The organism is Serratia sp. CY40230, from assembly GCF_052168835.1.
Taxonomy (GTDB): Bacteria; Pseudomonadota; Gammaproteobacteria; order Enterobacterales; family Enterobacteriaceae; genus Serratia; species Serratia nematodiphila.
In genome coordinates, this window is the sequence record NZ_JBJNLX010000002.1 from 419,090 (window position 1) to 442,544 (window position 23,455).

A 23,455-nucleotide genomic window follows, 5' to 3' on the forward strand; every position below is an offset into this window, starting at 1 on the left:
AGCGTTACGCTACCCGCCGCCGAGGCGAGTGAAAATCGGGATTTTCGGCACTCTCAGTTCAGAAAAACGGGAGGGTTCCCCGCCAGGCGGCGGGGCGATTTCACGGTTCCAGCGAGGCAACGCCGTCGAAATGGGCGCTCAGCAGCGCATTCAGCTCCGGCCGCTGCTCCACCCGTTCGGCAATGGCGTACAGTCGCGGGCAGTGTTGCCGGAACCACGCGCGGCCCGGCCGCCAGTTGCACATTACCGCCACGTACAGATCCAGCGCGCTGAAGCTCTTGCCGAGAAACCACGGGCCAGACGCCCCAGCGGCGGCGTTCAACTGCCGCAACAAACGCTCGCGATAATCCATTACCGCGTTTTTCAGCTGTTCCGCCCCTGCCGCCTGCGGCTGCCAGCGCTGCGGATGGTCAGCATAGGTGAAAGTGGGGTAAATCTCCGCGTTGATGAACAGCAGCCAGCGCAGAAAACGCGGCAACAGCGGCGAACCGCCGGGCGGCGCCAGCTCGGCATGCGGCGCGCGATCGTGCAGCAGCAGGATAATCGCCGCACTCTCCGTCATCACTTCGTCATTGGGCAGCACTAAGGTGGGCACCTGACCCAGCGGGTTCAGCGCCAACAGGCGATCGCGCTCCGGGCCGTCCTGCGTGTAATCCACCTCCTCATAGCCCCAAGGGAAGGCGGTCAACGCCAACGCGGCGGCCACGATGGTCGAACCGCAGCCCTGCGTACCGAACAAAGTATAAGTATCGTGCATGATTCCTCCCGCAGCGGAACAAGGTATCGGTAACTGTAGACCAGCCGCCGACCATCGGCTGAAGAAAAAATTCACCCTTTGCGCGACTTTTTTAATCGTTCGACATGAAAATGAATTTTTTGTCATAAATAGATCACATTACTACGGTAAAAATTCTCCGCCGCCAACAATCAGGCGGCACAGTAAAACAGCAATGCAACTGATGATAAGCGTCTTTCAATCGAATAAAGCAGGGTAACCCATGAAACGTAATCTTCTGGCCGTTATTATTCCGGCACTTTTACTTGCGCAAGCGGCACAGGCAGCAGAAATCTACAATAAAGACGGCAACAAACTCGATTTTTACGGCCGTGTGAAAGCCCTGCATTATTTCTCTGATGATGCCGGCAATGATGGTGATAAAACCTACGTCCGTATCGGCTTTAAAGGCGCCACCCAGATTAACGATATGCTGACCGGCTATGGCCAGTGGGAATATCAGATCGCCGCCAACCATTCTGAATCCGACGGCACCAAAGACACCAAAACGCGTCTGGGCTTCGCCGGTCTGAAATATAAGGACCTCGGCTCCTTCGACTACGGTCGCAACTACGGTATCATTTACGACGTCGGCGCCTGGACGGATATGATCCCTGAATTCGGCGACGATGCTTATATCAAGACCGACAACTTTATGAACGGCCGTACCAATGGCGTCGCCACCTACCGTAATAACAACTTCTTCGGTCTGGTTGACGGCCTGAAATTTGCCGTGCAGTACCAGGGCAAGAACGAAAACGACGGCCGCTCCGCCAGCAAGGCGAACGGCGACGGCTGGGGTCTCTCCTCCAGCTATGAAATCATTGACGGCCTGAGCGTGGGCGCCGCCTATGCCTCTTCCAACCGCACCGCCACGCAAAAGGCGGGCACCTTCGGTAAAGGCGACAAGGCCGATATCTGGGCCGGCGGTCTGAAATACGACAACAACAATGTCTACCTGGCCGCGACTTATTCGCAGAGCCGCAATATCGCGCCTATTTCCGGCACCGCTACCATCAATAATAACTCGACCTCCGTTAGCGGCTTCGCCAATAAAGCGGAAGGGATTGAATTGGTCGCGCAATATCAATTCGACTTCGGTCTGCGCCCATCGCTGGGTTACGTTCAGCAGAAAGGCAAAGATATTGAAGGCATCGGCGACGTCGATCTGGTGAAATATTTCGACGTAGCGGCGACCTATTACTTCAACAAAAACATGTCCACTTATGTCGAATATAAAATCAACCAGCTTGATGACGACAACAAGCTGGGTCTGAAAAACGACGACGTCGTTGTTGTCGCCCTGACCTACCAGTTCTGATGTGATGAATGAATAACCACCACTGCAAACTTTAGCGTCACTTGATACCCAGAGTTTTATTTCGCCGGGCGGCTGCGTCCGGCTTTTTTGTTTTTATTTTCCCCGCCGGCGAATCCCCCCGCTTGCCTTGCAAAACAAACGGGTCTACATGTATAGCTTTCCCCCGAGCGAAATCAGCCATGCATAACGACGGACGCTTCGACTACCACAACGCCTTGCGCTACAGCAGCGACGAACTGGCCAACATCCTCAACCACTGTTTTGAAAACTACATCGTGCGTTTCGTGCTCGACGGTTCAACCTTCGCCGCCCGCTTCGGCGCCGAAGACCTCAGCCTGAACGACAGCCTGATCGTCACCCACCGCCATGAACCGGTGGCGGTGGCGCTGATCGCCCGCCGCGGCCGGCACAGCCGGGTGGCGGCCTTTTCCGTGCGCCCGGAGATGCGCGGCCAGGGGCTGGGCAAGGCGCTGATGCAGCGGCTGGTGGCGGATGCCCGCCAGCGCGGCGATCGGCGGCTGTCGTTGGAGGTGATCGAAGGCAACGAAGCCGCGCTGGCGCTGTACCACCGCGCCGGGCTGCGCATCGTGCGCACCCTGACCGGCCATCAGGCGCCGGCGGAAGTGCCGCCAGGCACGGCGGCGCTGCAGGCGGTCGATCCGCTGACCGTCAGCCATCGCCTGACGGCGGAAGGCGCCACCGACCTGCCCTGGTTGATCGCCCCCGAATCGCTGTTCAAGCTGCCGGGCAAACCGCAGGCCTATACGCTCAATCGTCAGGCCTACGCCGTGGTGATGCCCGGCGCCGAGCACTGCTGGCTGCGCCTGATCTACGTGCCGCCGCAGCACCGCGGCCAGGGGCATGCCCGCGCCTTGCTGGCCGCCCTGCAAGCGCAGTTCGCCCCTTTGCCGCTGACCGCCAACGTTTTTGTGCCCGAGGTGGCCGCCCCCTTCTTTACGCATCTTGGCTGGCGGCAGGATCCTCTGCGCCAGTTCGAGATGGATATGCTGCTGGACAGCCCACAAAAATAAAACCGAGAGAGATAACGATGGCAGGAAAACAGGCAAGGAAACTCACCCTCGGCGCGGCGGTTGGCGTCGCGCTGCTGACGTTGGCCGGTTGCGCGCAGCCGCCGCACACCGACGCCCAGGCCCAGCAGCGGCTGGCGGATCAGTCGGTGCTGGCGGTGAACTGGTTCCAACAGTCCGGCGAATACCAGGCGCTGGCCCACCAAGCGTTCAACAGCGCGCAACGCGCCTTCGATCGGGCCAGGGCCGCGCCGGGCCGCAAAAAGGCGGTGGTGGTCGATCTGGATGAAACCATGCTGGACAACAGCGCCTACTCCGCCTGGCAGGCGCAGCAGGGCCAGCCGTATGACGGCGCCACCTGGGCCCAATGGACGCAGGCCGAACAGGCCGGCGCGGTGCCGGGGGCAGTGTCGTTCGCCCGTTACGTTAACGCCCACCAGGGGACGATGTTCTACGTCTCGAACCGCAAACAGAGCGACTACGCCGCCACGGTGGCCAACATGCAGAAGCTCGGTTTCACCGGCATGTCGGAAAAAACCGTCTTGCTCAGTACCGACACGTCCAATAAGCAGGCGCGCTTCGACGCCATCAAACAAGCTGGCTATGACATCGTGGTGTACGCGGGCGACAACCTGAACGACTTCGGCGCCGCGACCTACCACCAGGATAATGCGCAGCGCCGGGCGTTTGTCAGCGAGAACCAGAACAAATTCGGCACCGAATTCATCGTGCTGCCCAACCCGCTGTACGGCGATTGGGAGAGCGGCCTGGCTCGCGACTACAACAAGCTGACGCCGCAACAGAAGCTGCAGGTGCGCCAACAGGCGCTCAAGGCCTGGCGCGGGCGCTAAGCCTCACAGCAGTTTGTACATATAGCAGGTGGCCTCCAACGCCCCGCCGTCGCTGGCGCGGGCGTATTGCGGGATGTCGCCCGCCGCCTCGAACCCCAATTGGCGGTACAGCCCCTGCGCCGCGCTGCCGCTCAGGGTGTCCAGCACCAACAGGCTGCGGCGATGACGCGCCGCCAGCGCCTGCACTTCCTGCATCAACAGCCGGGCAACGCCCTGCCGCCGCGCCTGCGGGTGCACCATCAGCTTGACCACTTCCGCGCGGTGGCGGCCGTTGTCTGGCATAGCCAGCAGCAGTTGCACGGTGCCGACCGGTCGGCCGTTCGCGAGCGCCACCAGCATCGCACGCTCTCCCCGCGCCAGAGCCGGCAGCACCCCCTGCCAAAATGCCTGCGCCTGTTCCTGCGTAAAGGGCATGACAAAACCGATGCTGGCGCCGTGCGCCACGCTGGCGTGCAGCATCTCGGCCAAGTCGGCAATGGCGCTTTGCGCCGCAGCGGCATCCCACTGTTGCAATTCAATCATGGCTATGGCCTACAGATAACGAGCGTGTAATGAGCCGGCTCATCGCCGGGGACATGGAAACGGGAGGCACCGAACAGGCGGTAGCGCAGACAGTCGCCGGCCGACAGCCGGAAAACGCGCTCTTCCAGGATCAATTCCAACTGCCCGGACAGCAACCAGAGATGATGTTCCAGCGCCGGAATCGACGGCAGGTCGTAATCGATCTGCGCGCCGGCATCAAGCCGGGCTTCGATAAACTCGGCCTTATACAGCGCGGCGGGTGGGGAAACGGAGCGACGGTGAAAACCGCTGGCGCGATCGACCCACACCGGTTGCTGCTGCGGCCGCAGCAGCTCCGGCGGCTCGTCTTCGATTTCGCTCAACAGGCGCGACATGGTCAACCCGTAGGCGGCGCACAGCCGGTTCAGCAACGACGCCGTCGGGCTGGTCTCGGCGCGCTCCACCCGCGAGAGCGTCGCCCGGCTAAGACCGGTGCGCTGCGCCAATTCCTCCAGCGACCACGCCCGCTGCTGGCGCAAATCCGCCAGCCGCTGCGCCAACCTCAGGTCGGCAGTCTCCAAACCGTTATCCACCGCTCACACTCCGCTTAAAAATCCCATATAAGAGAAATAATCTCAAATAAGAGATATAGCAAGCGGATTTTAAAAAATATCGCGCAGGAAGAACGCCAGGATCACCGCAAACATCGCCGAATGAGGAGAAGCGTTCTAGCACTCGCGCGAGGGTGGAGTTTGTACAAAATTGCCCGTCTCTGCGACCGGCGGCGCGATCGCGGCGCAGCGCCAGGCGCTGAATACCGCCAGCAGCGGCGCCAGCGCGAACGCCAGGAACAGCCAACGCGCCGCCGATGCCGCGCCCGCCGCGCCGCCCGGATCGTTCAGCCCCGCCAGGTTGGCCGTCATCCCGGCCAGCGCCGCGCCGAATGCGGTGGCGAACAGCTGCACCGTGGTAATTGAAGCGCCGGCGATGTCTTTGTCCGCTTCAGGCGCCACCTGCAAAATGCGCGTCAGCAGATGCGGCCAACCGAAGCCGATGCCGAATCCCACCAGCGACAACGCGATGACGATCGGCGTCAGCGCCTGCCAGTCACCGCCGGAGGGCGTCGGCATCAGGATTGCCAGCGCCAGCAGACCCACCAGCACGAACAGCGGCCCGCTGACGATCGCCCGGCGAATGCCCGCCCCGCGCCAGCCGGAGCTGAGGATTTCGGACAACGTCCAGCCGGCGGCCATGGTGGCGGCGATATAGCCGGAGATCAGCGGCGACTGGCCGTGCAACAGCTGCAGGAAATAGGGCACGAAGATTTCGCTGGTCATGCCGATCACCAGCAACGAGATCGTAATATAGAGCGCCGCCAGCGATGAGCCGCGCCGCAGCGAGCCATGCGGCAACAGGCGCGCGCGTGCGTGCGCCTCGCGCTTCATCAGCCAGGCCATCAGCACCAGCGAAAGCGCGATGCCCGCCAGATTGATCCAGACGCTGTGCGCCAGGCTGCCGGCGGACACCACCAGCACCGCCACGGTCAGCAACAGCAGTTGCGCAGTCGGCAACGGCGCGGCCGCCTGCTGCGCCTTGCCCTTGGGCAGGATCAGGAAGGTAAACGCAGCGTACAGCGCCATGATCGGCAGCAGAATGCCGAAGGCCCAACGCCAGGCGTGCAGCTCGGCAAAAATGCCGCCCACCGCCGGCCCCACCAGGGTGGCGATGCCCCACATCGCCGAGATAAGCGCCATGGCGCGCGGCCACAATCGCTGCTCGAACACCAGGTTGATCATCGCGTAGGAGAGCGCAAAGATCAGCCCGCCGCCGAAGCCCTGCACCGTGCGGCCGATCAGCATCACCGGCATGCTCGGCGCCAGCGCGCACAGCGCCGCCCCGACGATAAAGAACAGCGAAGCCACCAGATAGGCGCTGCGTGCGCCATAGCCGCTGAGCAACCGGGCCGACAGCGCGGAGCCGAGGATCGACGCCACCACGAACAGCGTGGTGTTCCAGGCATAGAGATCCAGCCCGCCGATATCCTGCACCACCGAGGGCAGAATGGTGGTGGCGACCAGAATATTGATGGCATGCAGCGCCACGCCGAGCGAGAGCGCGATCGCACTGGCCGCATTTTTGCCGGAGAAAAGGTCGCTCCAGCGGCTATCGTCATGGGTTATCACGGTTGTTGTCCTGTTTTCAGAGGAATGGCATTGAGTTGGTCATGAGATTGCGTTAAATTTAACAAGAGTTATCTTGGAATAAGTTAGGGCGAGGCGGAGAAATATGTCAAGAATAAACTTGGAAAATAGCGGCAGCACCGCACAATCGGTCAGTGACCGCTTGCTGACGTTATTGAAAACCCGCGGCCCACAGCTAGCTTCTGACGCAGGAAAAGTGCTCGGCACCACCGGTGAGGCGGCCCGCCAGCAGTTCGTCAAGCTGGCGAAAGAGGGGTTGGTCGAAGCGGTGGCGGAAACGCGCGGCGTGGGCCGCCCGGTGCAGCTGTGGCATTTGACCTCTGCCGGGAACGCGCGCTTTCCCGATACCCATGCGGATCTGACGGTGCAGCTGCTGCGCACCGTGCGCGACAAGTTGGGCGAACAGGCGATCGACGTGCTGATCGAGACCCGCGAACAGGAAAACCGCATCAACTACAAGCAGGCGATGATCGGCGCCACCGAGCTGCGCGAACGCGTGGCGCGCCTGACCGAGATCCGCTGCCGCGAAGGGTATATGGCCGAATGGCGCCAGGAGGAGGACGGTTCCTATCTGCTGGTGGAAAACCACTGCCCGATCTGCGCCGCCGCCACCGTCTGCCAGGGCTTCTGCCGCGCTGAGCTGAGCATCTTCACCGAAGTGCTGCAGGCGCAGGTGGAGCGCGCCGAACACATTCTGGCCGGTTCACGCCGCTGCGCCTACCGAATTTCTCTCTTGTAACACCGGTTTTTGCCCGCGTTTTCAACCGGTACAGATTATTCTGCTTGTGCACCCCGCACCTTCCCTTCTAAGGTTGAATTATCGAATATTCAGGCAAACAACGGGCCCCGCGCCCGTTCTGACACCTCCGTCGGCGCTTGGCGCAGCGGCAGAGTAACCCCACGGGAGTTGAACGATGAAGAAGCCGCATGCCGGATTCTGGCTGGCGACGCTGGGACTGGGCGTTTGCTGGCTGCTGGCGCTGCTGACTCGCGATCGGCTCAACGGCATACTGCTGGCCGGCGCGGCGCTGGCGCTGATCTTTACCCCTGCCGCCCGCCGCAAAGGCGCAGCCCTGGCCGCCCTGGGCGGTATCGGCATGGATGGGCTGTGGAGCTACAGCGGCGTGCTGCACTACAGCGGGCAACACGGCCTGCCGCTCTGGACCATCGCGCTGTGGATCGGCTTCGGCTGCTGGTGGTATTGGTTGTTGGACGTGGTCAGAGCGGCCCCCTGGCCGCTGGCGGTGTTGGGCGCCGCCGTTGGCCCCTTCGCCTACGCCGTGTCCTGGAAGCTGGACGCCTTGTTGCCCGGCGTGCCGCCCGAGTTCATGCTGCTGCTGCTGGCCGTCGGCTGGTCGATTTACCTGCCGGCCGTCAGTTGGCTGCAGTGGAAACAGCAAGGCCATTGAACGGCTTTCGGCCGTCGGAAAAATAATGCCGCAGGCCATTGCTTATCGGTTGCCCGATCGGGTTTACTGAGCGTTCTAATAATAATCATTCCCGCAAAATACAATCCTATGCTTAGCCAACAAAGCCGTAGCGTCCTGCCGTTGATCGGGGCGTTGTTCACGTTATATATCGTTTGGGGTTCCACCTATTTCGTCATTCGCCTCGGCGTCGAACAGTGGCCGCCGCTGATGATGGCCGGCATTCGCTTTCTAATAGCCGGCATCGTGCTGTTCAGTTTCCTGGCCTGGCGCGGCCACGCACTGCCGACGCCGAAGCAGTGGCTGGCCGCCGGCGCCATCGGCATTCTACTGCTGGCGGTGGGCAACGGCCTGGTGACGGTGGCGGAACACCAACACGTGCCGTCCGGCATCGCCGCGGTGATGGTGGCAACGGTGCCGCTGTTTACCCTCTGCTTCAGCCTGCTGTGGGGCATGCGCAATACCAAACTGGAATGGGCCGGCATCGCGCTCGGGTTGGTGGGCATCGTGCTGCTCAACACCGGCAACAACCTGGTGGGCAACCCGACCGGCGCGCTGCTGATTTTGCTGGCTTCGGCCAGCTGGGCCTTTGGGTCGGTGTTAGGATCGCGCATCTCGCTGCCGGCCGGGCCGATGGCCGGCGCGACGGAGATGCTGGTCGCCGGCGTGGTGTTATTGGCAGCCAGCCAGCTGAGCGGCGAGCGCCTCACTCAGATGCCGAGCACCGGCGGCTTTCTGGCGCTGGGCTATCTGATCGTCTTCGGTTCGATGCTGGCGATCAGCGCCTATATGTTCTTGTTGAAGAATGTGCGCCCGGCGGTCGCCACCAGTTACGCCTACGTCAATCCGGTGGTGGCGGTGCTGCTCGGCATCGGTTTTGCCGGCGAATCGCTGGCGCCGCGCGAGTGGCTGGCGCTGGTGATCATCGTGGCGGCGGTGGTGCTGGTGACGCTGGGAAAATACCTGTTCGCCCGCCCGGCCAACGTGCAGGCCATCGACTGCGAACGGCGATGATCACAAAGGGCGGTCTGCGGGCCGCCGTTAAAAACGATTCTTGTTTCACCCGGCGAAGGGGCTATAATTCACGCTGTTCCAAGCAACCTGCGAAATTATTCCTATGCTGAAAAAAGCGTTCGTCATCGTCATCGCCCTGTGCGCCTTCGGTTCTCTGGGCGGCGTATTCCTCGCCGGGCTGAACATCTACACCCGTTCTACCACCCCGCACGAAGAAAGCGCGCCTGCCGGGGATACCGCCGCTACGCCGGCGCAAACCGAAACTCTTCAGGCCAAGTGATCGTCCATCCAGCGCTGGCAGCGCTGCTGTAAAAAGCGCTGCAGTTGCCTGACGCGCTCCGACACCTGCGAACGATGCGGGCAGACCAGATTGATCGGCACCGCGTCGCTGCGCCATTCCGGCAACAGTTGCACCAACCGCCCGGCGCGAATATCCGACGCCACGTCGATCGCCGACTTGCGCACCACGCCGTGCCCGGCCAGCGCCCAGCGCCGCGCGACCTCACCGTCATCGGTAAAATAGCTGCCGTTCAGCGGCAGCTCGACCCCCTCCTCACCGCGCCACAGCCGCCATTCCACCTGCCGTTTGCCGCTGGGCTGATACACCAGAATGCTGTGCCGAACCAGATCGGCCGGCGTTTGCGGCGCGCCATGCCGCCGCAGATAATCCGGGCTGGCGCAGATCAGCCGCCGATGCTGCGGCAGGATCGGCAGCGCCACCAGCGAAGAGTCGGCCAGCGGCCCGAAGCGCAACGCCACATCCACCGGTTCGCGGAACAGATCCGCCTGCCGATCGTTGATCAGAAGCTGCAGCTGAATGTGGGGATGCTGCAGGCGGAACTCATCCAGCCAGCCGAGCAGCAGATTGCGGCCAAAATCCGACGGCGCGGAAATCTGCAGCATCCCGGACAGCCCCTGATGCTTCTCGCGGATCGCCTGCTCTCCTTCGGCCAACGCGCCCAGCGCCAGGCGCGCGCTGTCGAGATAGCGGGCGCCCTCCTCCGTTAACCTCAGGCTGCGGGTGGAACGCACCAGCAGCCGCGCGCCCAACTGCTGCTCCAGCCTTTTCACCGCAATGCTGGCCGCCGCCGGCGTGATATCCAGCGCGCGCGCCGCGGCGGAAAAACTGCCGCCGTCAACCGTGCGGACAAACACCTCGAGATCGACAAATGAGGTCATCTGCTCCCTCTCTTTTTAGCCCAATCAATTATTAATATTAATTTACAAGTGTTTGCTATTAGGCGGGCTTTTTTCCTCATTTTCAATCAGGAAAGATAGATTCCGTTGAAACTTACCTAAAAAGAGGCCTTAACATGACGATTCCCGACTCCCCCCTGAAACGACAAAAGCTGGTGATCCTGGGCGGCACCAGCGGCATTGGCGCCGCGGTGGCCTACGCGGCGGCGGCGCGCGGCGCTGAAGTGGTGCTGGCTTCGCGTCGTCTCCCTCACGCCGGGGAGAAGAACGACGCGCTGCGCCTGATGCAGGCCGATCTGACCGATGACGCGTCGCTGCGCGCGCTGTTCGCCGCCGTCGGCGCTTTCGACCATTTGGTGATCACCGCCGGGCCGTTGGTGCAGGCGAAGCCGCTGGCGGAGACCGCCCTTGAACAGGCGCAGGCCGACTTCAACGTCAAATTCTGGGGAAGTTTGCGCGCGGTGCAGGCGGCGCTGCCGACGCTGGCGCCGCAGGGCTCGATCACCCTGACCTCCGGCCAGCTGTCGCGTAAATACCTCGGCGGTCAGTTGGTCAAAACTGCCATCAATGCCGCGCTGGAAGCGGTCGGCAAACAGCTGGCGAAGGAGCTGGCGCCGCGGCGGGTGAACGTGGTCAGCCCCGGTATCACCGCCACCGAAGCCTACGACGGCATGAGCGCCGCACAGCGTCAGGCGCTGTTCGAACGGGTTGGCGTCAGCCTGCCGGTCGGCAGGGTCGGGCAGGCGGCTGACGTCGCGGCGGGTTATCTGCTGGCGATGGAGAATGGCTTCGTCACCGGCAGCGTGATCGACATCGACGGCGGCGGCCTGCTGTAACGGCGGCTAGAGCGCCGTCACGCCCTGCGCGGCGGCCTGCTGTTCCAGCACGGTGATAATCTGGTAGGCCGAACGCGGCACCAGGCTGAAATCGCCGATCAGCAGGCGGTCGCTGACCGCCTCATCCAGCATCGCTCGGGCGCCGGCGCGCAGGATTTCCACCTGTTCCGGCGGCGTGCCGGCTGCGGTGATCAACGGCAGGCCCGGCACCGCCGCCGTGCGGCCGATGATTTTTAGCCCCTCCAGCGCCTGCGGTTGCGCGCGGCGCAGCAGTTCCATGCTGATCGAATCGATGGCGGCGATATCCGCCTGCCCGCTGCGGATCAGCTGCAGCGACTGATAATGCGCGCCGGAGGCGATAGCCGCACCGAAGAATTTCCCGTCCTGCGCCAGCGGCGCGATCAGCGCGCGCAGGCCGTTGTAGCCGGACTGGGAATCGGTGCTGTTATACGCCGCCGTTCGGCCGCGAAAATCCGCCAGCCGCTCGCCGGGGTCGTCCGCGCGCACCACCAGCCAGCTGCGGTAATTCGGCCCGTCGCACCCTTCCACCCGATAATGATAGGTGCCGATCAACTGTACCTGCGGCAGACTGCTGACCAACGGATAACCGCAGGTTTGGCTGAGCAAGAGATCCTCGCGTCGCCAGTGCTGCGCCAGATCGTCCGGCCAACTGAGCCGTTCCGGCGCCGCCGGCAACCCCAGCCGCAGCAGCTTGTCGCGCAACACCTGCCAGAAGGATTCGGCCTGCTCCCGGCCAACGCCGTACATCAGTAGAGACACCTGCATCATTTCCCCCTTACCCCGCCGGAGTGGTCGCCAGCGTCTGCTGACGCCAGGCGGTGAGATAACGCACCCAACGTTCGAACAGCATATCGGTGATAATAGCCAACAACGCCACGACCGCCGCGCCCTGGATCACATAGGCGGTGTTAAACCCGCTCAGGCCGATAATGATCGGCGAGCCGAGCGTCTTGGTGCCGACGGTGGAAGCGATGGCCGCCGTGCCGATGTTGATGATCACCGAGGTGCGGATCCCGGCGACGATCACCGGCGCCGCCAGCGGCAGTTCAACCCGCCACAGAATTTGCCAGGCGCTCATCCCCACGCCGCGAGCGATCTCGCGCGTGGCGGGCGGCACCGATTCGATGCCCGCCAGCGTGCCCTGCAGGATCGGCAGCAGGCCGTACAGCACCAGCGCGATGATCGCCGGCTGCTCGCTGAAGCCCATCACCGGCACCGCCACCGCCAGCACCGCCACCGGCGGGAAGGTCTGCCCCACCGCCACCACCGTTTCCACCAGCGAACGAAACTCCCGGCCGCTGCGTCGGGTCACGGCCACGCCTGCCGCCACGCCGAGAGCCACCGCGATCAGGCTGGAGATCGCCACCAGCGACAGGTGCGCCCCCACCAGCGCGATAAAGCTGTCCTGCTGATAAATGGGCCGCTCCAGCTCGGGGAACCAGGCGGCGAACAGACCGCGCAGATGATCCATGCCGAACACCAGCGCCAACAGCAGCGCCAGCGTCCAGGGCAAAGGATCGCGCAGCAGGCGCCCGATGCGCCCGCTCATGACAGCGCCTGCCCGGCGATCAGATCGTTGAAGTGCAACACCCCCAACGCTTCGCCCCGTTCATCCACCACCGGCAGACAGTCGCTGCCGCGCGCCACAAACACCGACAGCGCCTCGCGCAGGCTCATGGCGGCGGCGATCGGCTCGCCCCCGGCGACACCGGGCCGCACCCGCTCCGCCACCGTCCCCAGCGACAGCAGCTTGATGCCGCGATCGCTGCGCCCGAAGAAATCACGCACGAAATCGTTGGCCGGGGCGGTCAACAGCGTCAGCGGCGTGCCCTGCTGCACCACCCGCCCCTGATCGAGCAGCACCAGACGATCCGCCAGGCCCAGCGCTTCGTCGATGTCGTGCGTCACCAGCACGATAGTGCGGCCGGAGAGCTGATGGATGCGCGCGATCTCCGCCTGCAGCGCCGCGCGGGTGACCGGATCCAGCGCGCCGAACGGTTCGTCCATCAGCAACACCTCGGGATCGGCAGCCAGCGCGCGCGCCACCCCCACCCGCTGCTGCTGCCCGCCGGACAGCTGGTGCGGATAGCGGCGGCGAAACAGATCCGGCTCCAAATGCAGCAGCTCCAACAGTTCGGTCACCCGATCGCGAATGCGCGCGCGCGGCCATTTCAGCAGCTGCGGCACGGTGGCGATGTTCTCCTCCACCGTCCAGTGCGGAAACAGGCCGATCGATTGGATCGCATAGCCCATGCGCCGCCGCAGATCCTGCGGTTTGAACGACTGGATCTCTTCGCCGGCAAAGAGAATCTTGCCCCGATCGTGTTCGATCAGGCGATTGATCATTTTTAACGTCGTGGACTTACCGGAACCCGAGGTGCCGATCAACACGGTGAATTCGCCCTCGGCGATGTGCAGCGTGAGATCGTCGACCGCCGGCTTGCCCTGAAAAATTTTGCTGACTTGCTCAAAGTGAATCATCGGCGCGATACGTCCAGGATTGAAACCCAAAATTTAAACAGCGAATCGACGATGACCGCCATCATGACCACCGGGATCACCCCCAGCAGAACCAGATCCAGCGCGCTGCTGAGCAGCCCCTGAAATACGATGGCGCCAAAACCGCCGGCGCCGATCAGCGCCGCCACCACCGCCATGCCGACGGTCTGCACCGCCAGAATGCGCACGCCGGTCAGGAACAGCGGCAGCGCCAACGGCAGCTGCACGCGCAGGAAGATCTGCCCGCGCGTCAACCCCATGCCGGTGGCGGACTCAATCACGCCGGCCGGCACGCTTTGCAGCCCCGCCACCACGCTGCGCACCAGCGGCAACAGCGCGTACAGCACCAGCGCCACGATCGCCGGCGCCATGCCGATACCGCTGACGCCGTGTTCCGCCAGCCAGGGCACCGCCACCGCCAACCCCGCCAGCGGCGCGATCAGCAGGCCGAACAGCGCGATCGACGGCACGGTCTGGATAATGTTCAACACGGAGAAGATCGGCCGCTGCCAGCGCTCGGAACGAAAGCACAGCACCCCGAGCGGCACACCGATCGCCAGCGCCGGCGCCATCGTCGCCAGCAGAATGGTCAGGTGCTGCAACAGCGCGGCATCAAACACTTCCTGCCGATTATGATACTCCTTCAGCAGCGACAGCTGATCGAGCTGATGGCCGAACAGCAGCAGCGCCGGCGGCACCAGCACCAGCGCGTTGCCGAGCATCCGCCGCAGGTGCGACGCGGTGAGACGCGCCATGGCGTCGGCGGCGATCAGCAGGCTCAGCGCCATGGTCAACCAGCAGCCGCTGCCCCAGGAAGTGCGTGCCAGGCGCGATCCCTCCTGCGCCAGACGCCCGGCGGCCTGCCCGCTGATCCAGAACGCCAGCGTCAGCACCCCGCAGGCGGCCAGTGCCGCCAGCAGCGCCCGCCCCCGCGTCGGCGGCAACAGGCTGAGGATCGCCAATGCCGCCAGCGGCAACAGCAGCCACAGCGCCGGGCCGTTCAGCAGGGAGAACAAGGAGAGGCTTTTGCCCGACAACAGGCGATTGGGGGCATAACTGAGGAACGGCAGGCCGAACGCGGCCAGCAGCAACAGCATGAACAGCGTCAACAAGACGCGATGTTTTACGGCGATAGTCAAAGAAACGCTCCGGCTCCCTCGGTTTACCCCCTCTCCCGACGGCAAAGGGGGCACCTCGGCATTATCCCTTAACAAACCCTTTCTCTTTCAGGTAAGCAGCCGCCACCTGTTTGGCGTCCTGGCCTTCCACAGCGATCTGCGCGTTGAGTTTTTGCAGCGTCGGCCCGTCCAGCGAGGCGAACACCGGCTTCAGCAGCTCAGGCAGATTGGCGTGCGCCTTCAGCGCCGCTTCGCGCACGATCGGCGCCGGCGCGTAGATCGGCTGTACGCCTTTCGGGTCCGCCAGCGTCTGCAGCCCCAGCGCCGCCACCGGGCCATCGGTGCCGTAGGCCATCGCCGCGTTGACGCCGGAGGTCTGCTCCGCCGCCGCCTTGATGGTCACCGCCGTATCGCCGCCGGCCAGGGACAGCAGCTGATCCTGATTCAGCTTGAAGCCGTAGGCGTTCTGGAACGCCGGCAGCGCATCCGGCCGCTCGATAAATTCCGCCGAGGCCGCCAGCTTGAACTTGCCGCCGCCGTTGATCCACTTGCCGAGATCCGCCAGCGTTTTGAGATGGTTGGCGTCCGCCACGTCCTGACGAATGGCGATGGTCCAGGTGTTGTTGGCCGGCGCCGCATCAAGCCAGACGATTTTGTTTTTGTCGTAGTCGAGCTGCTTCACCTTCTCGAAGCCGGCCTGGGCGTTCTTCCACGCCGGATCTTTCTCATCGGAGAAGAAAAACGCGCCGTTGCCGGTGTATTCCGGGTAGATGTCGATCTCGCCGGAAGTGATGGCGCCGCGCAGCACCTTGGTGGTGCCGAGCTGCAGCTTGTTGGTGGTTTTGATGCCGTTGGCTTCCAGCACCTGCACGATGATGTTGCCGAGCAGCGAACCTTCGGTATCGATCTTGGAGCCGACGCGCACCGAGTCGGCCGCCTGTGCCAGACCGCCGACGGCCAGCAGAGCCAGCGCGACGGCAAAGGAACGTCCGCGTGATAAGGTGATTGCCATACTTTTCCTCTGGTTATATGTTTTCCGGCTCATGGGCCAGTTCGGTTGGAAAATCCTGAGAAACGCGCTTCCAGCGCGCAATAAGTTTTTTCTTCGGCAGGACATCGCGTTCCTCCCGCCGTTCGCCGGCGCTCAGCGGATGCACGCCGACGTCGATCGGCGTCAGTGCGTAATCGCGCAGCCACTCGCCATAACCCTGCGCGACGAATCCCTGGCTGCGGCGCTGATACGCCTCGCGTTCCGCCAGATAGACTTCGCGCAGGCCATACCAGGGCAGGCCGGGCAAATCGTGATGCACTAAATGGTAGTTCAGATTGAGAAACAGCAGCCGCCACGGCCAGCCCGCCTCATTAATAATAGAACGTGCCTGCGGTGCGTCCACGGCGCGATGCTCAAAAAACGATCTTACCTTGGTCAGCGCCAGCGCCGGGTAGCTGATGGCCAACAGGTAAAACGCCGCGCCGATGCCCTGCATCTGCAGCCAGTGCAGCAGCGCCGCCAACAGCGACAGATGCGCCAGCCACATCGCCCAGGCGCGCAGATCGCCCGCTGCAAGCGTCTTCACTGCGCCGAACAGCGTGGTGACGATATCCAGCGCCGGGCCGAGGAGCACCCGGCCGATCAGCGTATTGCGCACCGCGGCCAACAGCGGCAGCAGGCGGGGATAACGCCGCCACTGCGCAGCGCTGAAGTAGTAACTTTCGGGATCTTCATGCGGATCGGTCAGGTGGTCGTTGCGGTGGTGGCACAGATGCGAATCCCGATACAGCCCATAGGGATACCACACCGCCAGCGGCAACAGGCCGAACAGCTGATTGACGCGCGGCCAGCGCGTCGGATGGCCGTGGATCAGCTCGTGTTGCAGCGACATATACCCGGTGGTCAGCAGGATCAGCAGCGGCGCGCCAAGCCACGGGCCCAGCGCCTGCCAATAATGCGCCACGCCGAACCAGCCGCCGTACACTGCCGCCATGATCCCCCAGGTAGGCAACTCCAGCCGCCAGTGCCAGCGCCGATGAAGCCGCCGGATGCGGTCGCGTTGTTCAGGGTGCAAATAGTGGGCGTGGGACATGCTGCGGCTCGCGGTTGGGAATTTTCCCCCAGTATCGGTGAGCCACAGTGACGTTCAAAATAACGAAAATGGCAAAGCTAAGTGAAAATTCAGCGGGTTGCGTACTCGGCCTGCGGTTCGCACGCCACCGGGAAATTCACCGAGTTGGCGATAAAGCACAGGTGATGTGCCTGCTCGTGCAGCTGTTGCGCCAGCTGCAGATCGTCGCCGTCGCGCACCGTGACCTGCGGCCGCAGCGTCACCGAGGTGAAAAAGCCACCGCGCGCCGCATCTTCGCGCATCACCCCGACGGCGTTGTCCTGATAGGCCAGTACGGAAATGCCCGAGGTAGCGCATAAATGCAGATACCATAATTTGTGACAGGCGCTGAGCGAAGCCACCAGCAAATCCTCCGGATTCCAGCGCGTCGCGTCGCCGCGAAAGGCCGGATCGGCTGAACCGGCGATGTCTGCCTTGCCCACCGCGCCAATCAGGTGATCGCGCCCATAGGCGCGGTAATCCTCGGTGCCTGCCCCCAAATTCCCCTGCCAGGTGACCGCCACCTGATAATGATGCTCACCTTTCATGCCTTTTTCTCCCGTTGGCCGGCCAATGAAAAATCGCCTTGCTGCATGCCCGGAGAACACTATTGGCGGAAAAGCGCGAAGATGCAAACGGCGAAACGATAAAAAACGGGCCGCGCAAGCGGCCCGTCGCTCACATGCTTTCAGGGAACGAAATCGAGCACCACGGCGTTGAACAGCGCGTATTCGGTAGCGCTGGCCATCGGCGGAAACTGCGCGCGCTGCACCGCAGCGCTCGCCGCTGCGCACAGGGGCGCATCGCCTCTTACGATCTTGCTGCTCGCCAGCTTGCCGTCCGGCTGCAAACGGATAGCGAGGGTGCAACGCTGACCGTGCGCATGTTCCGGCAAGCGCAGCTCGCGGCTCACCGCGTTATGTACCCGCTCCGGATAACTGAGCTGCGTTGCGGCCAATGCCGGGGCCTGCGGCAACGGTATGCCGGCCTCACGCCCGGCGCCGCAGCCGCTCAGCAGCAACAACGCCAACAGGCTTAGTGTCTTTTTCATTCCCTATGTCCTTATTGGGGGATTTATCCTTATCGAGCGGCCCTCACTGCGCCGCCGGGTAGGCCTCGCCGTCGTCCGCGTAGCGCTGCAGCCGTTCGCGCCACCATTTGGCCGCCAGGCCGCTGGCGCTTTCCCGCCAACCGAAATAGGCGATGTCGCTGCAGCGTTCCGATTCAACGCGTTTCGCCACCAGTTCGCCGCTGTTCAGGTAAGGTTCCGCCAAAGAACGCGGCAGATAGCCGCAGCCCAGCCCGGCCAGCTGCGCCTGCAGCTTGGCGTCGAAACCGAAGACCGTCAGCGTATCCTGCTCTTCCAGCAGATTCAGGCTCTGCGGCGCGTTGACGCGCGAAGTGTCGCGCACCACCACCGCCCGGTGCTGACGGATTTCGTCCTTCGGCAACGGTTCCGGCAATGCCGCCAGCGGATGCTGCGGCGCGACGGCGAACACGTAGTCCAGCTGCCCCAGGCGGCTGAACGCATAACCCACCCGTGACGGCGGCTCGCAGATGGCGCCGATGATAATGTCGGCGCAACCGTAGACCAGCGACTCCCAGGAGCCGGCCAGCACTTCGTGGCTGAAACGCAGCCGGGTATGGTGATGCTGCCGATAGAACTCGTCGATCAGCGGCAACAGGCGGGCAAACGGGAAAGAGGCGTCAATCCCGAGCGTGATTTCGCTTTCCCAGCCGTTTTCGACATAGCGCGCCTGCTGCTCCAGATCCTGCGCCGCCCGCAGCAGCACCCGCCCCTTTTCCAGCATCAACTTGCCGGTATCGGTGAACTTCGCCCGATGACCGGAGCGATCGAGCAGGGTGATGTCGAGATCGTTCTCCAGCTTTTGCACCATATAGCTCAGTGCCGAAGGGGTTTTAAACAGTGCGGCGGCCGCGGCGGCGAAAGATCCGTGCCGGTCCAGCGCGTCCAAAATCAGCAGCGCTTCCAGGTTTAATCTCATGCTTTCTCCCGTGTATAAAAAAACTCAACAAGTCGGCAAAAATTCTGCGGTATCTTTGAAATCGCCCTCTGCCTACCATGGGTTTTATCGGCGTTACACTCATCAGATGTTCAACCGAAATATCACTGGGAAGGTAAATTATGTCCAAGTTTCAACTGCTTGATAAAGACAATTCCGCACTGATTTTTATCGATCATCAACCACAAATGGCCTTCGGCGTGGCTAATATTGATCGTCAGCAACTGAAAAACAACGTTGTTGGTTTGGCGAAGGCAGGCAAGATTTTCAACGTTCCCACCCTTTTCACCTCGGTCGAAACCGAAAGCTTCAGCGGCTATATCTGGCCGGAACTGCTGGCGGTACACCCTGAAATCACCCCGATTGAACGCACCTCGATGAACTCCTGGGAAGACGCGGCCTTCGTTAAAGCCGTGGAAGCCACCGGCCGTAAAAAGCTGGTGATCTCCGCGCTGTGGACCGAAGTGTGCCTGACTTTCCCGGCGCTGATGGCGCTGGAAGCCGGCTATGAAGTGTATGTGGTGACCGACACCTCCGGCGGCACCTCCGTCGATGCGCACGAACGTTCGATCGACCGCATGGTGCAGGCCGGCGCCGTACCGGTGACCTGGCAGCAGGTGTTGCTGGAGTACCAACGCGACTGGGCGCGCAAAGATACCTACGACGCGGTGATGGCGCTGGTGCGCGAACACAGCGGCGCGTACGGCATGGGCGTCGACTACGCTTACACCATGGTGCACCACGCACCGGCCCGCACGGTGAAATAATTCCCCTTGCCCCGGCCTCGCGCCGGGGTATTTTCAGGAGTCGGTTTTATGGCCCATCCGCAGCATGTCACGCTGGTGATCACCCACCGTTTGGCGCCGGGGAACGAACAGGCCTATGAGGCCTGGCTGAACCGCATCATGCCCGACGCCGCGGGCTTCACCGGCCATTTAGGCGTCAACGTGATTCGCCCTTCCGGCGACGAACAGGCCTATACGGTGCTGGTCCGCTTCGACAATCTCGACAATCTCTACCGCTGGCTCAACTCGCCGCAGCGCAAGCAATACATCGAAGAAGTCACTCCGCTGTTGCTGGAGAACGACCATATCGAGATCCGCCCCGGCGCAGAGTTCTGGTTTACCCCTCCCAACCCCAGCGTGCGCCAGCCGCCCCAGTGGAAGCAATTCATCATCACCCTGCTGGTGATCTTTCCATCCACCAATCTGGTGCCCTGGTTTTGGGGGCTGGTGCTGCCGCAGCTGGACGGCTCGCTGCTCGGCCATTTTCTCAATGACGCCACCGTGGTCGCCCTGGTGGTGTACCTGTGGATGCCTATCGTGACTCGCGTTTTTCATCAATGGCTGACCCGCCGCTAGGCGGTTCGCCGGGAGAATGTTATGAACCACCACGCTTCATTGATCATCACCAACGGCAAGTTTCACACCGTCGATCGCCAACACCCCACCGCGCAAGCGGTCGCCATCCGCGACGGCAAGTTTCTGGCGGTCGGCAGCGAAAGCGAAGTCATGCAGCACGCCGGGCCGGAAACCCAGGTGATCGATCTGCACGGCCACACCGCCATTCCGGGCCTGAACGACTCGCACCTGCACCTGATCCGCGGTGGCCTGAACTATAACCTGGAGCTGCGCTGGGAAGGCGTGCCCTCGCTGGCCGACGCGCTGCGCATGTTGAAAGAACAGGCGCTGCGCACCCCGAGCCCGCAATGGGTGCGGGTGGTCGGCGGCTGGACCGAATTCCAGTTCGCCGAGCGCCGCATGCCGACGCTGGACGAAATCAACCAGGCGGCGCCGGACACGCCGGTATTTATTCTGCATCTCTACGATCGCGCGCTGCTCAACCGCGCGGCGTTGAAGGTGGTCGGCTACACCAAAGACACGCCGAACCCGCCGGGCGGCGAGATCCAGCGCGACGCCAACGGCAACCCGACCGGCATGCTGATCGCCAAACCCAACGCCATGATCCTGTACGCCACGCTGGCGAAAGGGCCGAAGCTGCCGCTGGAGCAGCAGGTCAACTCCACCCGCCAGTTTATGCGTGAGCTGAACCGCCTCGGTCTCACCAGCGCCATCGACGCCGGCGGCGGCTTCCAGAACTACCCGGAGGATTATCAGGTGATCGCCGAGCTGCACGAGAAAAAGCAGCTGACCATCCGCATCGCCTATAACCTGTTCACCCAGCGGCCTAAACAGGAGCTGGAAGACTTCGAGCTGTGGACCGACATGCTCAAGCCGGGCCAGGGCACCGATTTCTATCGCCACAACGGCGCCGGCGAGATGCTGGTGTTTTCCGCCGCCGACTTCGAAGACTTCCTGCAGCCGCGCCCGGATCTGCCGCCGGGCACCGAAGACGAGCTGGAGCGGGTGGTGCGCCATCTGGTCGAGCACCGCTGGCCGTTCCGCCTGCACGCCACCTATGACGAATCCATCAGCCGCATGCTGGACGTGTTCGAGAAGGTGAACCGCGACATTCCGTTCAACGGCCTGCACTGGCTGTTCGACCACGCCGAAACCATTACCGAGCGCAATATCGAGCGCGTCAAGGCGCTGGGCGGCGGCATTGCGGTGCAGCACCGCATGGCGTTCCAGGGGGAGTATTTCGCCGACCGTTACGGCATCGAAGCCACCAAACATACGCCGCCGGTGGCGAAAATGCTGGCGGCCGAGCTGCCGGTCGGGCTGGGCACCGACGCCACCCGCGTCGCCAGCTACAACCCTTGGACGGCGCTGTACTGGCTGGTTTCCGGCCGCACCGTCGGCGGCATGGCGATGTACGACGACAGCGCGCGGCTGGATCGCGAAACGGCGCTAATGCTGTGGACGCAAGGCAGCGCCTGGTTCTCCACCGAGCAGGGCAAGAAAGGCCAGATCAAGGTCGGCCAGTTGGCGGATTTGGCGGTGCTGTCGCAGGACTACTTCAGCGTGCCGGAAGAGCAGATCAAAGGCATCGAGTCGGTGATGACGGTGGTGGACGGCAAAGTGGTCTACGCCGCCGGCAGCTTCTCGCCGCTGGCGCCGCCGCCGCTGCCGGTGCTGCCGGAGTGGTCGCCGGTCACCCAGGTGCCGGGCCATTACCGCTCCGCACCGCCGTCGGCGGCGGCCCGCGTCGGGGTAGTGAGCCAGGCGCATCAATGCTGCGGCCCGTGCGGCGTGCATGCACACCAGCATGACATCGCGCGCCGCTCCAGCATCCCGGTGTCGGACGAGAATGCCTTCTGGGGCGCGTTCGGCTGTTCGTGTTTCTCGTTCTAAGTTATCAAGCCAATAACTTATTATAAAGTTAACTTAATAAGCTATTAAGCTGGCAACATAATAAATTAATGGCGCTGTCCACGGGAGAGCGCCATTTCATTTTCAATCGCGGTTGATCTCCAGCCAGCGCCGCTGTTCGGCGGAGGCGGCTATCGCGTCCAGCACGCACGACACCTTCCAGCCCTCTTCAAAGTCCGGCCACATGCGATCGCCCGCGGCGATGCCGTTGACCAGATCGCGGATCTCCACCGTCTTCTGATCGTTAAAACCAATGCCGTGCCCGGCGCTGATGCAAAACGCCGCATAGTCCGGGTGCTTCGGCCCCACCAGCAACGTCTTGAACCCCTGCCGCTCCGCCGGTTCATCGTGCCGATACAGCTTCAGCTCCGCCATCCGCTCCTGGGTATAGCTCAGCGTGCCTTTGGTGCCGGTAACCACATAGGTCAGCCCCATCTTGCGCCCGCAGGCGATGCGCGACGTTTCGATAGTGCCCATCGCGCCGCCGGCGAAACGCAGCAACGCACTGGCCTGATCTTCGTTTTCCACCGGGTGCAGGCGCGTCGGGTCCTGCGGATCCGGGCGCTGTTTGATCACGGTCTGCATATCGCCGGAAACCGCCACGATATCACCCACCAGGTAGTGCGCCATATTGACGATGTGCGCCGCCAGATCCCCGAGCGCGCCTAATCCGGCGCTGGCGCGGCGGCAGTGCCAGTCGATCGGCGTGCGCGGATCGGCCAGATAATCCTCATTGTGGGTGCCGTAAAAATGCACCACCTCGCCGATTTCGCCGTTGGCGATAATTTCGCGCGCCAGTTGGCTGGTGGGGTTTTTCATGTAGTTAAAACCGACCAGCGTTTTCACCCCCTTGGCGCGCGCGGCCTGCACCATCTCCGCCGCGTCGGCGGCGTCCAGCGCCAGCGGCTTTTCCGAATACACGTGCTTGCCGTGGCGGATCGCCGCCAGCGCCATCTCTTTATGCAAAAAGTTGGGGGCGCAGATGTCCACCACATCGATCGCCGGATCGGCCACCAGCTGCCGCCAGTCGCCGGTCGAGCGCGCAAAGCCGAATTCGGCGGCGCGCTGCGCCGCCAGCTCGGGCGTCACTTCCGCCAGCATCTCCAGCACCAGTTCCCCTTTCAGAGGAAAGACCGTGGCGGCCTGCGCATAGGCGATAGCGTGACAACGCCCGATATAACCGGTGCCGATTAACCCAACGCGTACCTGTTTCATCATTTTCTCCCGTGACCAAAATTCTGCGTAGGACCAGGCGTCGCTCAATGAAA

The 23,455-nt window shown here is 62.9% G+C and carries 26 protein-coding genes; 11 read left to right on the plus strand and 15 right to left on the minus strand.

Features of this window, described 5'->3' with window-relative positions:
• Positions 1-100: 100 nt before the first annotated feature.
• On the minus strand, positions 101-757 hold the full coding sequence (locus ACJ8IJ_RS09110) for a glutathione S-transferase family protein (RefSeq protein WP_154870579.1): 657 nt from the start codon (positions 755-757) through the stop codon (positions 101-103).
• Positions 758-998: 241 nt separating this feature from the next.
• On the opposite strand from ACJ8IJ_RS09110, the gene ompC reads away from it, so the two are divergent.
• From ompC to ACJ8IJ_RS09125, 3 genes are all read left to right on the plus strand, one after another.
• Positions 999-2,096 (plus strand): porin OmpC, encoded by a 1,098-nt coding sequence (gene ompC / locus ACJ8IJ_RS09115; RefSeq protein ID WP_004939326.1) that lies wholly within the window; start codon positions 999-1,001, stop codon positions 2,094-2,096.
• 179 nt (positions 2,097-2,275) lie between these two features.
• A complete protein-coding gene (locus ACJ8IJ_RS09120) occupies positions 2,276-3,127 on the plus strand; it encodes a GNAT family N-acetyltransferase (protein WP_442518554.1) in 852 nt (283 codons plus the stop codon).
• Between the two features lie 17 nt (positions 3,128-3,144).
• Complete coding sequence (locus ACJ8IJ_RS09125) at positions 3,145-3,975, plus strand: 5'-nucleotidase, lipoprotein e(P4) family (RefSeq protein ID WP_049187267.1); 831 nt, start codon at positions 3,145-3,147, stop codon at positions 3,973-3,975.
• 3 nt (positions 3,976-3,978) lie between these two features.
• Here the strand turns inward: ACJ8IJ_RS09125 and ACJ8IJ_RS09130 are convergent, their stop codons facing one another.
• The 3 genes from ACJ8IJ_RS09130 to ACJ8IJ_RS09140 form a co-directional block, all read right to left on the minus strand.
• Positions 3,979-4,497 carry a GNAT family N-acetyltransferase gene (locus tag ACJ8IJ_RS09130; RefSeq protein ID WP_004939331.1) on the minus strand — a complete coding sequence of 173 codons (519 nt, stop codon included), beginning with the start codon at positions 4,495-4,497 and terminating at the stop codon, positions 3,979-3,981.
• A 2-nt stretch (positions 4,498-4,499) separates the two neighbouring features.
• Entirely contained in the window at positions 4,500-5,069 is a 570-nt protein-coding gene (locus ACJ8IJ_RS09135; protein ID WP_004939334.1) for a helix-turn-helix domain-containing protein, read from the minus strand.
• A gap of 135 nt (positions 5,070-5,204) precedes the next feature.
• Entirely contained in the window at positions 5,205-6,659 is a 1,455-nt protein-coding gene (locus ACJ8IJ_RS09140; protein WP_442518555.1) for an MFS transporter, read from the minus strand.
• A gap of 103 nt (positions 6,660-6,762) precedes the next feature.
• On the opposite strand from ACJ8IJ_RS09140, the gene ACJ8IJ_RS09145 reads away from it, so the two are divergent.
• The 4 genes from ACJ8IJ_RS09145 (at position 6,763) to ACJ8IJ_RS09160 (ending at position 9,398) form a co-directional block, all read left to right on the plus strand.
• Positions 6,763-7,416 carry a helix-turn-helix transcriptional regulator gene (locus ACJ8IJ_RS09145; protein ID WP_075685442.1) on the plus strand — a complete coding sequence of 218 codons (654 nt, stop codon included), beginning with the start codon at positions 6,763-6,765 and terminating at the stop codon, positions 7,414-7,416.
• Between the two features lie 175 nt (positions 7,417-7,591).
• Positions 7,592-8,086, plus strand: coding sequence for a DUF2878 domain-containing protein (locus ACJ8IJ_RS09150; RefSeq protein ID WP_015377128.1), 495 nt, complete (start codon positions 7,592-7,594; stop codon positions 8,084-8,086).
• A gap of 108 nt (positions 8,087-8,194) precedes the next feature.
• Positions 8,195-9,118 (plus strand): drug/metabolite exporter YedA, encoded by a 924-nt coding sequence (gene yedA / locus ACJ8IJ_RS09155; protein WP_442518556.1) that lies wholly within the window; start codon positions 8,195-8,197, stop codon positions 9,116-9,118.
• Between the two features lie 103 nt (positions 9,119-9,221).
• Positions 9,222-9,398 (plus strand): hypothetical protein, encoded by a 177-nt coding sequence (locus ACJ8IJ_RS09160; RefSeq protein WP_004939348.1) that lies wholly within the window; start codon positions 9,222-9,224, stop codon positions 9,396-9,398.
• On the opposite strand, the gene ACJ8IJ_RS09165 is transcribed toward ACJ8IJ_RS09160, so the two are convergent.
• Positions 9,386-10,297, minus strand: coding sequence for a LysR family transcriptional regulator (locus ACJ8IJ_RS09165; RefSeq protein WP_442518557.1), 912 nt, complete (start codon positions 10,295-10,297; stop codon positions 9,386-9,388). The two genes, ACJ8IJ_RS09160 and ACJ8IJ_RS09165, sit on opposite strands and share 13 nt — an antisense overlap.
• Positions 10,298-10,431: 134 nt before the next feature.
• On the opposite strand from ACJ8IJ_RS09165, the gene ACJ8IJ_RS09170 reads away from it, so the two are divergent.
• On the plus strand, positions 10,432-11,151 hold the full coding sequence (locus tag ACJ8IJ_RS09170) for an SDR family oxidoreductase (RefSeq protein WP_442518558.1): 720 nt from the start codon (positions 10,432-10,434) through the stop codon (positions 11,149-11,151).
• A gap of 6 nt (positions 11,152-11,157) precedes the next feature.
• Here ACJ8IJ_RS09170 and ACJ8IJ_RS09175 read toward each other — a convergent pair whose 3' ends face one another.
• The 9 genes from ACJ8IJ_RS09175 to ACJ8IJ_RS09215 all read right to left on the minus strand — a co-directional run bounded on the left by ACJ8IJ_RS09175 (position 11,158) and on the right by ACJ8IJ_RS09215 (position 18,897).
• Entirely contained in the window at positions 11,158-11,919 is a 762-nt protein-coding gene (locus ACJ8IJ_RS09175; RefSeq protein WP_021503932.1) for a phosphate/phosphite/phosphonate ABC transporter substrate-binding protein, read from the minus strand.
• A 28-nt stretch (positions 11,920-11,947) separates the two neighbouring features.
• Positions 11,948-12,721, minus strand: a complete 774-nt coding sequence (locus tag ACJ8IJ_RS09180) for an ABC transporter permease (RefSeq protein WP_442518559.1) — start codon at positions 12,719-12,721, stop codon at positions 11,948-11,950.
• Positions 12,718-13,653: an ABC transporter ATP-binding protein gene (locus tag ACJ8IJ_RS09185; RefSeq protein WP_016928556.1), complete on the minus strand. Its 936-nt coding sequence runs from the start codon at positions 13,651-13,653 to the stop codon at positions 12,718-12,720. The genes ACJ8IJ_RS09180 and ACJ8IJ_RS09185 overlap by 4 nt, the downstream gene beginning before the upstream one ends.
• Positions 13,650-14,810, minus strand: coding sequence for an ABC transporter permease (locus ACJ8IJ_RS09190; RefSeq protein ID WP_021503933.1), 1,161 nt, complete (start codon positions 14,808-14,810; stop codon positions 13,650-13,652). The genes ACJ8IJ_RS09185 and ACJ8IJ_RS09190 overlap by 4 nt, the downstream gene beginning before the upstream one ends.
• 61 nt (positions 14,811-14,871) lie before the next feature.
• On the minus strand, positions 14,872-15,801 hold the full coding sequence (gene osmF / locus ACJ8IJ_RS09195) for a glycine betaine ABC transporter substrate-binding protein OsmF (protein WP_004939374.1): 930 nt from the start codon (positions 15,799-15,801) through the stop codon (positions 14,872-14,874).
• Positions 15,802-15,814: 13 nt separating this feature from the next.
• Positions 15,815-16,873, minus strand: a complete 1,059-nt coding sequence (locus ACJ8IJ_RS09200) for a fatty acid desaturase (protein ID WP_197752925.1) — start codon at positions 16,871-16,873, stop codon at positions 15,815-15,817.
• Positions 16,874-16,962: 89 nt separating this feature from the next.
• Positions 16,963-17,439 (minus strand): OsmC family protein, encoded by a 477-nt coding sequence (locus ACJ8IJ_RS09205; RefSeq protein ID WP_004939379.1) that lies wholly within the window; start codon positions 17,437-17,439, stop codon positions 16,963-16,965.
• A 140-nt stretch (positions 17,440-17,579) separates the two neighbouring features.
• Positions 17,580-17,942, minus strand: coding sequence for a cell envelope integrity TolA C-terminal domain-containing protein (locus ACJ8IJ_RS09210; RefSeq protein ID WP_021503935.1), 363 nt, complete (start codon positions 17,940-17,942; stop codon positions 17,580-17,582).
• Between the two features lie 43 nt (positions 17,943-17,985).
• Positions 17,986-18,897 (minus strand): LysR substrate-binding domain-containing protein, encoded by a 912-nt coding sequence (locus tag ACJ8IJ_RS09215; RefSeq protein WP_004939387.1) that lies wholly within the window; start codon positions 18,895-18,897, stop codon positions 17,986-17,988.
• A 140-nt stretch (positions 18,898-19,037) separates the two neighbouring features.
• On the opposite strand from ACJ8IJ_RS09215, the gene ACJ8IJ_RS09220 reads away from it, so the two are divergent.
• The 3 genes from ACJ8IJ_RS09220 to ACJ8IJ_RS09230 are packed head-to-tail and all read left to right on the plus strand — an operon-like array spanning position 19,038 to position 22,169.
• The gene (locus tag ACJ8IJ_RS09220) at positions 19,038-19,682 is read left to right on the plus strand and encodes a hydrolase (protein ID WP_004939390.1); all 645 of its coding nucleotides are present in this window, start codon (positions 19,038-19,040) and stop codon (positions 19,680-19,682) included.
• Between the two features lie 48 nt (positions 19,683-19,730).
• Positions 19,731-20,276, plus strand: coding sequence for an antibiotic biosynthesis monooxygenase (locus tag ACJ8IJ_RS09225; RefSeq protein ID WP_085336457.1), 546 nt, complete (start codon positions 19,731-19,733; stop codon positions 20,274-20,276).
• A gap of 21 nt (positions 20,277-20,297) precedes the next feature.
• Positions 20,298-22,169: an amidohydrolase gene (locus tag ACJ8IJ_RS09230; RefSeq protein WP_015377117.1), complete on the plus strand. Its 1,872-nt coding sequence runs from the start codon at positions 20,298-20,300 to the stop codon at positions 22,167-22,169.
• A 102-nt stretch (positions 22,170-22,271) separates the two neighbouring features.
• Here the strand turns inward: ACJ8IJ_RS09230 and ACJ8IJ_RS09235 are convergent, their stop codons facing one another.
• Positions 22,272-23,402: a Gfo/Idh/MocA family protein gene (locus ACJ8IJ_RS09235; protein ID WP_033640958.1), complete on the minus strand. Its 1,131-nt coding sequence runs from the start codon at positions 23,400-23,402 to the stop codon at positions 22,272-22,274.
• Positions 23,403-23,455 lie beyond the last annotated feature (53 nt).

Excerpts from the sequence above, each read along its gene's own strand:
- ACJ8IJ_RS09110 (WP_154870579.1), bottom strand. The coding sequence starts at position 757 with ATGCACGATACTTATACTTTGTTCGGTACGCAGGGCTGCGGTTCGACC.
- ompC (WP_004939326.1), top strand. The coding sequence starts at position 999 with ATGAAACGTAATCTTCTGGCCGTTATTATTCCGGCACTTTTACTTGCG.
- ACJ8IJ_RS09120 (WP_442518554.1), top strand. The coding sequence starts at position 2,276 with ATGCATAACGACGGACGCTTCGACTACCACAACGCCTTGCGCTACAGC.
- ACJ8IJ_RS09125 (WP_049187267.1), top strand. The coding sequence starts at position 3,145 with ATGGCAGGAAAACAGGCAAGGAAACTCACCCTCGGCGCGGCGGTTGGC.
- ACJ8IJ_RS09130 (WP_004939331.1), bottom strand. The coding sequence starts at position 4,497 with ATGATTGAATTGCAACAGTGGGATGCCGCTGCGGCGCAAAGCGCCATT.
- ACJ8IJ_RS09145 (WP_075685442.1), top strand. The coding sequence starts at position 6,763 with ATGTCAAGAATAAACTTGGAAAATAGCGGCAGCACCGCACAATCGGTC.
- ACJ8IJ_RS09150 (WP_015377128.1), top strand. The coding sequence starts at position 7,592 with ATGAAGAAGCCGCATGCCGGATTCTGGCTGGCGACGCTGGGACTGGGC.
- yedA (WP_442518556.1), top strand. The coding sequence starts at position 8,195 with ATGCTTAGCCAACAAAGCCGTAGCGTCCTGCCGTTGATCGGGGCGTTG.
- ACJ8IJ_RS09160 (WP_004939348.1), top strand. The coding sequence starts at position 9,222 with ATGCTGAAAAAAGCGTTCGTCATCGTCATCGCCCTGTGCGCCTTCGGT.
- ACJ8IJ_RS09165 (WP_442518557.1), bottom strand. The coding sequence starts at position 10,297 with ATGACCTCATTTGTCGATCTCGAGGTGTTTGTCCGCACGGTTGACGGC.
- ACJ8IJ_RS09170 (WP_442518558.1), top strand. The coding sequence starts at position 10,432 with ATGACGATTCCCGACTCCCCCCTGAAACGACAAAAGCTGGTGATCCTG.
- ACJ8IJ_RS09175 (WP_021503932.1), bottom strand. The coding sequence starts at position 11,919 with ATGTACGGCGTTGGCCGGGAGCAGGCCGAATCCTTCTGGCAGGTGTTG.
- ACJ8IJ_RS09180 (WP_442518559.1), bottom strand. The coding sequence starts at position 12,721 with ATGAGCGGGCGCATCGGGCGCCTGCTGCGCGATCCTTTGCCCTGGACG.
- ACJ8IJ_RS09185 (WP_016928556.1), bottom strand. The coding sequence starts at position 13,653 with ATGATTCACTTTGAGCAAGTCAGCAAAATTTTTCAGGGCAAGCCGGCG.
- osmF (WP_004939374.1), bottom strand. The coding sequence starts at position 15,801 with ATGGCAATCACCTTATCACGCGGACGTTCCTTTGCCGTCGCGCTGGCT.
- ACJ8IJ_RS09200 (WP_197752925.1), bottom strand. The coding sequence starts at position 16,873 with ATGTCCCACGCCCACTATTTGCACCCTGAACAACGCGACCGCATCCGG.
- ACJ8IJ_RS09205 (WP_004939379.1), bottom strand. The coding sequence starts at position 17,439 with ATGAAAGGTGAGCATCATTATCAGGTGGCGGTCACCTGGCAGGGGAAT.
- ACJ8IJ_RS09210 (WP_021503935.1), bottom strand. The coding sequence starts at position 17,942 with ATGAAAAAGACACTAAGCCTGTTGGCGTTGTTGCTGCTGAGCGGCTGC.
- ACJ8IJ_RS09215 (WP_004939387.1), bottom strand. The coding sequence starts at position 18,897 with ATGAGATTAAACCTGGAAGCGCTGCTGATTTTGGACGCGCTGGACCGG.
- ACJ8IJ_RS09220 (WP_004939390.1), top strand. The coding sequence starts at position 19,038 with ATGTCCAAGTTTCAACTGCTTGATAAAGACAATTCCGCACTGATTTTT.
- ACJ8IJ_RS09225 (WP_085336457.1), top strand. The coding sequence starts at position 19,731 with ATGGCCCATCCGCAGCATGTCACGCTGGTGATCACCCACCGTTTGGCG.
- ACJ8IJ_RS09230 (WP_015377117.1), top strand. The coding sequence starts at position 20,298 with ATGAACCACCACGCTTCATTGATCATCACCAACGGCAAGTTTCACACC.
- ACJ8IJ_RS09235 (WP_033640958.1), bottom strand. The coding sequence starts at position 23,402 with ATGAAACAGGTACGCGTTGGGTTAATCGGCACCGGTTATATCGGGCGT.